Genomic DNA, 9,703 nt, shown 5'->3' on the forward strand with positions numbered 1-9,703 from the left:
TCCCGCGGCTTTCTGTCTGGCCATGACGTCTTGATCGCACCTCGGATTCGTATCCCGCATTGTGCTGCGACCGCAGGTGCGATATGGCTCGCGCGCTTTCCAGAGGCGGAGACGAGCTTTGTCGAAACAATCGCTGCGTGAGGAGGCCGAGCGCCTGATCCGCGAATCCATGGAAAAGAAGACCATCGTCGTCAAGCAGGGCGCGACCCGCATCGAGGCGGTCTGCGGCAAATGCGGTGCCCCGAACCGGGTGCAGGCCGAGAAGGGCCAGAACCGCGTCAAGTTCGCCTGCAAGAATTGCGGCCAACAGCAGGAAACGCTGTAGGCTAGCAATCTGATTTCGCCGAGCTTTCCCGCTGGCAGCTCCTCACCATGAGGATCTGACAGTCAGTTCTCCTTTAAAAATCTCGTAAACGCATCCGCGTAATCCGGATGCCAGCGCGACAGCGGCGGGCGGTTCTCGACGATGTCGCCGGCCGCCCACAGCATGCGCTTCTCGTCGAGCCGGCGCGGCACGTCGTTGTCGGGGCACAGGATGTAGAAATCGCCGGCCTCCAGCCGTGCCAGCATGAAATCGACGGTCTGTTCCGGCGTCCAGGCGCCGGCCGGCTTCTCGGTGCGTCCCTTAGAGGTGAGGCCGGTGAAGACGAAGCCGGGAATCAGCAGGTGTGCCGTGACGTCGCAGTCCCTGGTGTTGCGCAACTCGTGCTGGAGCGCCTCGGTGAACGCTTTCACGCCGGCCTTCGAGACGTTGTAGGCGGGATCGCCCGGCGGCGTGGTGATGCCTTGCTTGGAGCCGGTGTTGATGATGAGGCCGCGCCTGCGGCGCGCGATCATGCCCGGCGCGAATATCCGCGAGCCGTTGATGATGCCCCACATGTTGACATCGATGATGCGCTGCCAATGATCGGGCTGTCCGAACAGCGTGCTGCCCGGTTGGATTCCGGCATTGTTCATCAGGATATCGGTGCCGCCGAACCGCGCGCGGACCGCGCGCTCGAGTTCCGTCAGGCTCTCGAACTGGCCGACATCGACGACTGCGGTCATCACGTCGGCGGCACCCGTGATCGATGACAGTTTCGTTGCGGCTTCTGCGAGCCGTGTCTCGTCGACATCGGCGATACACACCTTCATTCCGGCGCGCGCAAACGCGGAGGCAGCGGCAAATCCGATGCCGGCTGCGCCACCCGTGATCACGGCAACGTTGTCTTTGACGATGGCGGGGTGTGGCATGGGATGTCTCCGCAAGAGGGGCGTGCTCGCATGATAACATGGCGGGGGCGCGACCCAGCACAAGTCGGCATGGGAGGTCTTCGTTCGACGCTGCCTTTACGCCTCTCCGGCACGGCTGTATCCTCTGGCCGAACGATCCCGCCCAGATCGAACCAATCAATTTTCTGACAGGGAGTGCAGCCATGGCTGTGTCGCAGGCTATTCCGATCACGCGCCATCCGTTCGCAAACGGGTCCTACAAGCAGATGCTGATCGACGGCAAGTGGGTCGACGCGGCCTCGGGCAAGCGTTTCGAGACCCGCAATCCAGCGACCGGCGAGCTGCTTGCAACCGTCGCTGAAGGTGACAAGGAAGATATCGATCGCGCGGTCGCCGCCGCCCGCCGCGCCTTCGAAGGTCCCTGGAGCAAGGTCAAGCCGTTCGAGCGGCAGAACTTGCTCTTGAAGCTCGCCGATCTCGTCGAGAAGAACTTTGACGAATTGTCGCAGCTCGACACGCTCGACATGGGCGCGCCGCTCAGCCGCACCCGCGCCTACCGCCTGCGCGCCGTCGGCATGTTGCGCTACTATGCCGGCCAGACCACGGCGATCCATGGCGAGACCATCGAGAACTCGCTGCCCGGCGAAATCTTCTCCTACACGCTCAAGGAGCCGGTCGGCGTCGTCGGCGCCATCATCCCCTGGAACGGCCCGCTCACCGCGACGATCTGGAAGATCGGGCCTGCGATCGCGACCGGCTGCACAGTCGTGCTCAAGCCCGCCGAAGAGGCGCCGCTGACCTCGCTGCGCATCGCCGAGCTTGCCATGGAAGCCGGCGTGCCGCCCGGCGTCATCAACGTCGTTCCCGGCTATGGTGAGACCGCGGGCGCGGCGCTCGCCTCGCATCACGACGTCGACAAGGTCGCCTTCACCGGCTCGCATGTCACGGGCCAGTCGATCATCCGTGCCTCCGCCGGCAACCTCAAGCGCGTTTCGCTCGAGCTCGGCGGCAAGTCGCCGGATATCGTTTTCGCGGACGCTGATCTCGATGCCGCCGTCCCTGGTGCCGCGATGGCGGTGTTCGCAAATTCCGGCCAGATCTGCAGCGCCGGCACGCGCCTGTTCGTCGAGCAGTCGATCTATGACGAGTTCGTCGGCCGCGTCGCCGAGTTCGGCAAGAAGCTGCAGGTTGGCAACGGCCTCGATCCCAACGTGCAGATCGGCCCGCTCGTGTCCGAGGAGCAACTCAAGCGCGTCACCGGCTATCTCGACATCGGCCAGAAGGAAGGCGCCAAGGCGCTCGCCGGTGGTGGCCGCGCCACCGAGGGCGCGCTGTCGAAGGGCTTCTTCGTCTCCCCGACCGTGTTCGCGGGCGTCGAGGACAACATGCGTATCGCGCAGGAGGAGATATTCGGTCCCGTTATCTCCGCGATCGCCTTCAAGGACATGAACGAACTGATCAAGCGCGCCAACAACACCACGTTCGGCCTCGGCTCCGGTCTGTGGACGCGCGACGTCAGCAAGGCTCATGCGGTGGCGAAGTCGCTGCGCGCCGGCTCGGTGTGGGTGAATTGCTATCAGGCGATGGATCCGGCCGTGCCGTTCGGCGGTTACAAGATGAGCGGCTACGGCCGCGAATCCGGCAAGCAGCACGTGGAGGAATATCTCAACGTGAAGGCCGTCTGGATCAAGACAGCGTAAGGTTCTGTCCCGTTCCGTCAGAGAGAATATCTGCCTGGGGCGGCGCCTTTTCCGGTGCCGCCCCTCGCTCTATGATCCGCATCCTTTCACAGATATCCGGGGACCCCATGACATTCGAAGCGTTGTTTAAGCCGTTGCAGGTCGGTCCGTACAAGCTTGCGCATCGCGTCGCGATGGCGCCGCTGACGCGCATGCGGGCCGAGCGCGAGAGCTTTTCGCCGCGTCCGCTCAACGCCGAATATTACGGCCAGCGCGCCACGAAAGGCGGCCTGATCATTGCCGAAGCCTCGCCGGTGCTCTCGCATGGCCGCGGCAACCCGGCGACACCAGGCATCTATTCGGAGGCGCAGATCGCGGGCTGGCGCAAGGTGACGGATGCCGTGCACGCCAAGGGCGGCATCATCTTCCTCCAGCTCTGGCATGTCGGCCGCGTCTCGCATTCCTCCTTCCACGGTGGCGCTCTGCCGGTTTCGGCTTCGGCGATCCCGATCAGGGCCGAGGGCATGAAGGCGATGACCGCCGACGGCAAGATCGCCGATTACGAGACGCCCCGCGCGCTGGAGACCGAGGAGGTCAAGGGCATCGTCGAGGCGTTCCGGCAGGGCGCCAAGAACGCGCTCGCCGCAGGCTTCGACGGCGTCGAGATCCACGGCGCCAACGGCTATCTGCTGGAGCAGTTCCTGCAGTCGCGCAGTAACCAGCGCACCGATCAATATGGCGGCTCGATCGAGAACCGCGCGCGGCTGCTGCTCGAGGTGACGCAGGCCGCGATCGACGTCTGGGGTGCGAACCGCGTGGCCGTGCGGCTGTCGCCCTACGGCATCGCCAATGATTCGGGCGAGCCCGATCCGATGCCGCTCTACACCCATGTGGTGAAAGCGCTCGACAAGCTGGGCCTGGCGTACCTGCATTTCATCGAACCGCGCTCGAGCGGCTCGGGACGCGCCGAGGTCAACTGGCAGAACGTGCCGTCGGCGATGGTGCTGTTCCGTCCGCTCTACAACGGCGTGCTGATGACCGCCGGCGGCTTCACCGGCGAGACCGCGAATGCGGCGATCGCCGACGGCCATGCGGATATCATCGCCTTTGGCCGCATCTTCATTTCCAATCCCGATCTGCCGCGCCGTCTCGAGCATGGCTACCCGATCACGCCGTATAACCGCGCGACGTTCTATGGCGGGGAGGAGAAGGGATATACGGACTATCCTGTCTATGATGAGCTGACGCCGGCCTGATCTGTCATTCCGGGGCGGCGCGAAGCGTCGAGCCGGCATCCATCGGGCCGCGCGCCCGGAGGTGAAATGGATTCCGGGCTCGATGCTTCGCATCGCCCCGGAATGACGAGCTGGGGTGTCTCGCGACCGTCAGCCGCAATGACGACGGAGAGACTCTCATGGCCAAAGCTGCAGCCGCCGCAGGGATCGCCACCGGCCAATGCCTCTGCGGCGAGGTCACCTTCGAGATCGACGTGCCTGCGCGCTGGGCCTGGCATGATCACTCCGCCGCCAGCCGCCGCGCTCACGGCGCGGCCTACGCAACCTATGTCGGAAGCTGGAAGAAGCGCTTCCGTATCACCTCCGGCAAGACCGCGCTGACGCGTTACGAAGACAAGGCGACCAAGACCGCGCGAAGCTTCTGCGCGCATTGCGGGACGCCTGTCATGTACGAGCGCCCGCGCGGGCCGCATATGGTCAACATCCCGCGCGCGTTGTTCAGGGAACGTACCGGCCGCCAGCCGCTCTATCACATCGCCATCGAGGAGCTGCAGGAATGGGCCTATGCGGGCGAGCCTTTGGTGCCGCTGAAGGGCTTTCCCGGCGTGGTCTGGCAGCGCTCGACAAAGAAGAAGCGCGCGAGCGGTGAGGACCCGTTCGAGCTCGGCCGGGAGGAGATGTAGCGCGGGGCCGCGCACTCACCTCTCGTGCCCCGGACGCTGCGCAGCGCGAAGCGGTGCGCTGCTGAGCCGGGGCCCATGCATCGGCAACCTCGCTAAAGGTGGGTCCCGGCTCTGCGCCGCAACGTTGCACGTTGCGTCGCGTCCGGGACACGAGAGAGTAGTTTGCCTCTCCCGCGCAACGCAGCCATGACCGCGCTTCCTTGCGCCTCAGCCGATACTTCGGCCATCATGCTTTCCGTCTTTGCGGCAACGGTCCGCTCCTGGAGGAAACATGAAGAACAAGATCACCGGCCGCTCCGCCTTTCTCGCGCTGCTCAAGGACGAGGGCATCACGCATCTGTTCGGTAACCCCGGCACCACCGAGCTGCCGATCATGCACGCGCTGAAGGACCATCCCGATCTCACCTATGTGATGGCGATGCAGGAGAGCCTGGTGGTGGCGATCGCGGACGGCTACAGCCGCGCTTCCGGCAAGCTCGTCGCCTGCAACGTCCACGTCGCGCCCGGCCTCGGCAATGCCATGGGCTCGCTCTACAACGCCCAGTTCACGGGCACGCCGATGATCCTCACGGCGGGCCAGCAGGAGCAGGGCCATGGCCTGATGGAGCCGGTGCTCTATGGCCCGCTGGTACGCATGGCCGAGCCTCTGGTGAAATGGGCGGTCGAGGTGACGCGGCTGGAGGACCTGCCGCGCATCGTGCGCCGCGCCGCCAAGGTCGCGACCACGCCGCCGACCGGACCGGTGTTCATCTCGCTGCCCGGCGACATCCTCAACAGCGAGGCCGGCATCGATCTCGGTCGTTCCACCCGCGTCGATGCGCGCGCACGACCGTCGGACGAGGCATTGAGGGCGTTTGCCGCACGTCTGCTCAAGGCCGAACGCCCGGTGATCGTCACCATGGACGAAGTGGTCAAGAGCGATGCGCTCGCGGAGGCCGCCGAGTTCGCCGAGTTGCAGGGCGCGGCCGCTTACCAGTCTTCGACCCCCTATGGCGCGCATTTCCTCTCCGAAAGCCCGAGCTTCGCCGGCACCCTGGCGCGCGTGCAGAAGGTCGCGCGCGACACGCTGGCGCCCTACGATCTCCTGATCGCGCTTGGCGGCGATCCCCTGCGGATGTCGGTTTATAGCGAGGTCGATGCGCTGCCCGATGGCCTCGCCATCGTGCAGATCGGACTCGTCGATTGGGAGATCGCCAAGAACTACGGCGTCGAGATCGCGCTGAAAGCGGATCTGAAGGAGACCCTGCGCGCGCTGATCCCGGTGTTGAAGGAGATGGGCGGCGCGACCCTCGCGAGCCGCGCAAAGCAGCGTCTTGCCGAGCTCGCGCCGAACAACTGGACCGCGCGCCGCGCCGCTTTGGTCGAGCAGATCGGCAAGAGTGCTGCCCACACACCGATCGATCCGGACTTCCTGGTGCTGGAAATGCTCGAGGCGATGCCTGATAACGCCATTCTCGTCGACGAAGGTCTCACCTCCAGTCGCCAGGTGACCGCGCTTCGGCCGCACCGCGATCGCTTCGGCTATCATGGCCTTGCCTCGGGCGGCATCGGCTGGGGTCTGCCGGCGTCCGTGGGCGCCAGCATCGCTAATCCGGATCGCCCCGTCGTGTGCTTCTCCGGCGATGGCAGCGCGATGTACTCGATCCAGTCGCTGTGGACCGCGGCGCATCACAAGCTGCCGCTCAACGTCGTCATCGTCAACAATGGCGGCTATCGCATCATCAAGCAGCGCCTGCTCGCCTTCCACGGCGACGACAATTACGTCGGCATGGACTTCGTCGATCCGCCCGTCGATTTCGCCGGCATGGCCAAGGCGCTCGGCTGCGAGGCGATCAAGATCAGCGATCCCAGAGAGCTGAAGGGCACGCTGGCGTCGGCGTTTCGCCGGCCGGGGACGAAGCTGATCGAGGTGGTGGTGGACGGGAAGGTGTAGGGCAGCGCTGCCTCCACGCTCTCAACTGTCATCGCCCGACTTGATCGGGCGATCCTCTATTCCAGAGACGGCTGTGATTCCTCGAGATGCCGCGGCGTACTGGATGCCCCGGTCAAGCCGGGGCATGACACGCAGGTGTGTGGGATACTAACCCTTCTTCCCTACCCGATACCCCGCCGCCGGATGCGGCGCATCTAGCCGCGCACGCCCGCCGCCGAACAGCTTCTCCCGCAGTGTGCCCTTCGCATACTCGCTCTTGTACCGCCCGCGCCGGGTCAGCTCGGGCACGAGCATGTCGGCGATATCCTCGAAATCGCCGGGCGAGATCGCGAAGGCGACGTTGAGGCCGTCGACGTCGGTCTTCTCGAACCAGTCCTCGATCTTGTCGGCAACGCTTTCAGGCGTGCCGACCACGACCGGGCCGGCGCCGCCGATGCCGACATGCTCGATGACGTCGCGCACGGTCCAGACCCGGTCGGGGTCGGCGCGGGTGACGTTGTCCATCGCGCTGCGGCCGGCATCGTTCTGGACGTGGCGCACCTGCTGGTCGAGGTCGTAGCCGGAGAAGTCGACACCGGTCCATCCCGACATCAGCGCCAGCGCGCCCTCGGGGCTGATATGGCGGCGGTAGTCGGCGTATTTTTCCTTCGCCTCGGCTTCCGTTCGTCCGAGGATGATCGTCATCATCGAGAACATCAGGATTTCGGCGGGGTTGCGGCCGAGAGCGGCGGCTTCCTGCCGGATCGCGGAGACGCGCGGCGCGATCACCTTGGCCGACGGTCCCGACATGAACACGCATTCGGCATGCTTGGCCGCGAATTGCCGGCCGCGCGGCGAGGTGCCGGCCTGGTACAGCACGGGCGTGCGCTGCGGCGAGGGCTCGCTGAGATGAATGGTGTTGTTGATGCGAAAGTTCGCGCCGTCATGATTGACGCGATGAACCTTTGCCGGATCGGTGAAGATGCCGCGCTCGCGGTCGCGCAGCACGGCATCGTCCTCCCAGCTGCCTTCCCAGAGCTTGTAGACCACCTCCATATATTCGTCGGCAATGTCGTAGCGGTCGTCGTGCCCGGTCTGCTTGTCCTTGCCGGCACCGCGCGCGGCGCTGTCTAGATAGCCGGTCACGACGTTCCAGCCGATCCGCCCCTCGGTGAGGTGGTCGAGCGTCGACATCCGGCGCGCGAACGGGTAGGGCGGCTCGAACGACAGATTGCTGGTGACGCCGAAGCCGAGATTTTGCGTCACCGCGGCCATCGCCGAGAGCAGCAGCAGCGGCTCGTTCGACGGCGTCTGCGCTGCATTGCGCAAGGCTGCGTCAGGGCTGTTGCCATAGACGTCGTAGACACCGAGTACGTCCGCCAGGAACAGCCCGTCGAAACGGCCGCGCTCCAGGGTCTTGGCAAGATCGATCCAGTAGGGCAGGCGGTTATAATCGGCGGTTCGGTCGCGCGGATGGGTCCACAGGCCCGGTGACTGGTGCGCGACGCAATTCATCGCAAAGGCGTTGAGCCTGATCTGTTTGGCCATGCTGGTCCCTCGGCGCCCTGTACTGAGCGCTCTTCGAATGATAGAGGTGCGCCCCAACTTGGCGAACTTCTTGCATATCGCTTGCGCTTGGCAAGGCCAAAGTCACGACAAGCGCAGCACAACGATCCAGGTCCCCGCCACTTTCGAAGGCCAACCCATATGGGGTAAGGTCCTTCGCTTCAGAGTCTCGAAAAGCCAGTATGACCAGAGCCGACGCCATCGCCCGCGCCCGTGAGGATTTCAAGTCCGGCGCGTTCCTCGCTGAACTCGACCGCCGCGTCGCCTACAAGACCGAGAGCCAGAATCCGCAGCGCGGCGCCGAGTTGCGCGCCTATCTGGAACAGGAGATGCAGCCGGCTTTCGCCGCGCTCGATTTTTCCAGCCGTATCGTCGAATCCCCGAGCGGCAAGGCGCCGTTCCTGTTCGCCGAGCATCACGAGAGCGCGACCGCGCCGACCGTGCTGGTCTACGGCCATGGCGATGTCGTCGACGGCATGGAAGGCGAGTGGCGTGATGGCCGCGATCCCTGGCGCACCAATGTTGCGGGGACACGGCTCTACGGCCGCGGCACCGCCGACAACAAGGGCCAGCACAGCATCAATATGGCGGCGCTGCGTGCGGTACGCGACGCTCGCGGCGGCAAGTTCGGCTTCAACGCCAAGTTCATCATCGAGATGGGCGAGGAGATCGGCTCGCCCGATCTCGGCAAGGTCTGCGATCTCCATCGCGACACGCTCAAGGCCGACCTGTTCATGGCCTCCGACGGGCCGCGCCTGTCCGCGGAACGGCCGACGCTGTTTCTCGGCTGCCGCGGCGGCATCCGCATCCACCTCGACGTGAACCTGCGCGACGGGGGACACCATTCCGGCAATTGGGGCGGCGTGCTCGCCAACCCCGCGACCATCCTGGTCAATGCGATCTCGACACTCGTCGATGGGCGCGGCCGTCTCCTGCTCGATGCCTTGAAGCCGCCGCGGCTGACCAACCAGATCCGCTCCTATCTCGCCGACGTGCAGGTGGTGCCGACCGCCGACGAGCCGGCGCTGGCGGAGAACTGGGGCGAGGAGGGGCTGTCGGCGGCCGAACGGCTCTATGCCTGGAACACGCTGGAAGTGCTCGCGATGTCCTCTGGCAACATCGAGAAGCCGGCGAATGCCATTCCCGGCCACGCCAATGCCGTGCTGCAACTGCGTTTCGTGGTCGGGACCAGGATCGAGGGGCTGATCGAGGCCATCCGGGCGCATCTCGTTGCCAAGGGTTTCCCGATGGTCGAGGTGCGGGCGGCCCAGAGCTTTGCTGCATCGCGGACCGATTTCGACAGTCCCTGGATCAAATGGGCGGCGGATTCGGTGCAAGCGACCACCGGCAAAGCACCCGCGGTGCTGCCGAATTTCGGCGGCTCGCTGCCCAACGACGTGTTCTCCGAAATCCTGG

General features: G+C 65.2%; 8 protein-coding genes. 6 read left to right on the forward strand and 2 right to left on the reverse strand.

Annotated elements, in window-relative coordinates; translation table 11 throughout:
• Window positions 1-118: 118 nt before the first annotated feature.
• On the forward strand, window positions 119-325 hold the full coding sequence (locus JHD07_RS22005; protein ID WP_291625709.1) for a hypothetical protein: 207 nt from the start codon (window positions 119-121) through the stop codon (window positions 323-325).
• A gap of 62 nt (window positions 326-387) precedes the next feature.
• On the opposite strand, the gene JHD07_RS22010 is transcribed toward JHD07_RS22005, so the two are convergent.
• On the reverse strand, window positions 388-1,233 hold the full coding sequence (locus JHD07_RS22010) for an SDR family NAD(P)-dependent oxidoreductase (protein ID WP_291625711.1): 846 nt from the start codon (window positions 1,231-1,233) through the stop codon (window positions 388-390).
• Between the two features lie 182 nt (window positions 1,234-1,415).
• Here JHD07_RS22010 and JHD07_RS22015 point away from each other — a divergent pair, with 182 nt between their 5' ends.
• The 4 genes from JHD07_RS22015 to JHD07_RS22030 all read left to right on the forward strand — a co-directional run bounded on the left by JHD07_RS22015 (window position 1,416) and on the right by JHD07_RS22030 (window position 6,742).
• Complete coding sequence (locus JHD07_RS22015; protein WP_291625712.1) at window positions 1,416-2,912, forward strand: aldehyde dehydrogenase family protein; 1,497 nt, start codon at window positions 1,416-1,418, stop codon at window positions 2,910-2,912.
• A 107-nt stretch (window positions 2,913-3,019) separates the two neighbouring features.
• A complete protein-coding gene (locus JHD07_RS22020; RefSeq protein ID WP_291625714.1) occupies window positions 3,020-4,147 on the forward strand; it encodes an alkene reductase in 1,128 nt (375 codons plus the stop codon).
• 158 nt (window positions 4,148-4,305) lie between these two features.
• Window positions 4,306-4,809 carry a GFA family protein gene (locus JHD07_RS22025; protein WP_291625716.1) on the forward strand — a complete coding sequence of 168 codons (504 nt, stop codon included), beginning with the start codon at window positions 4,306-4,308 and terminating at the stop codon, window positions 4,807-4,809.
• Window positions 4,810-5,080: 271 nt separating this feature from the next.
• Window positions 5,081-6,742, forward strand: coding sequence for a thiamine pyrophosphate-binding protein (locus JHD07_RS22030; protein ID WP_291625718.1), 1,662 nt, complete (start codon window positions 5,081-5,083; stop codon window positions 6,740-6,742).
• Window positions 6,743-6,889: 147 nt separating this feature from the next.
• Here JHD07_RS22030 and JHD07_RS22035 read toward each other — a convergent pair whose 3' ends face one another.
• On the reverse strand, window positions 6,890-8,269 hold the full coding sequence (locus JHD07_RS22035) for an LLM class flavin-dependent oxidoreductase (RefSeq protein WP_291625720.1): 1,380 nt from the start codon (window positions 8,267-8,269) through the stop codon (window positions 6,890-6,892).
• 200 nt (window positions 8,270-8,469) lie between these two features.
• On the opposite strand from JHD07_RS22035, the gene JHD07_RS22040 reads away from it, so the two are divergent.
• Window positions 8,470-9,703 (forward strand): M20 family metallopeptidase (locus JHD07_RS22040; RefSeq protein ID WP_291625722.1); only part of this gene is annotated, 1,234 nt, incomplete at its 3' end.

Origin of the sequence: Bradyrhizobium sp. (genome assembly GCF_016462955.1) — a bacterium.
Taxonomy (GTDB): domain Bacteria; phylum Pseudomonadota; class Alphaproteobacteria; order Rhizobiales; family Xanthobacteraceae; genus Bradyrhizobium.

Excerpts from the sequence above, each read along its gene's own strand:
- JHD07_RS22025 (WP_291625716.1), top strand. The coding sequence starts at position 4,306 with ATGGCCAAAGCTGCAGCCGCCGCAGGGATCGCCACCGGCCAATGCCTC.
- JHD07_RS22020 (WP_291625714.1), top strand. The coding sequence starts at position 3,020 with ATGACATTCGAAGCGTTGTTTAAGCCGTTGCAGGTCGGTCCGTACAAG.
- JHD07_RS22035 (WP_291625720.1), bottom strand. The coding sequence starts at position 8,269 with ATGGCCAAACAGATCAGGCTCAACGCCTTTGCGATGAATTGCGTCGCG.
- JHD07_RS22010 (WP_291625711.1), bottom strand. The coding sequence starts at position 1,233 with ATGCCACACCCCGCCATCGTCAAAGACAACGTTGCCGTGATCACGGGT.
- JHD07_RS22015 (WP_291625712.1), top strand. The coding sequence starts at position 1,416 with ATGGCTGTGTCGCAGGCTATTCCGATCACGCGCCATCCGTTCGCAAAC.
- JHD07_RS22030 (WP_291625718.1), top strand. The coding sequence starts at position 5,081 with ATGAAGAACAAGATCACCGGCCGCTCCGCCTTTCTCGCGCTGCTCAAG.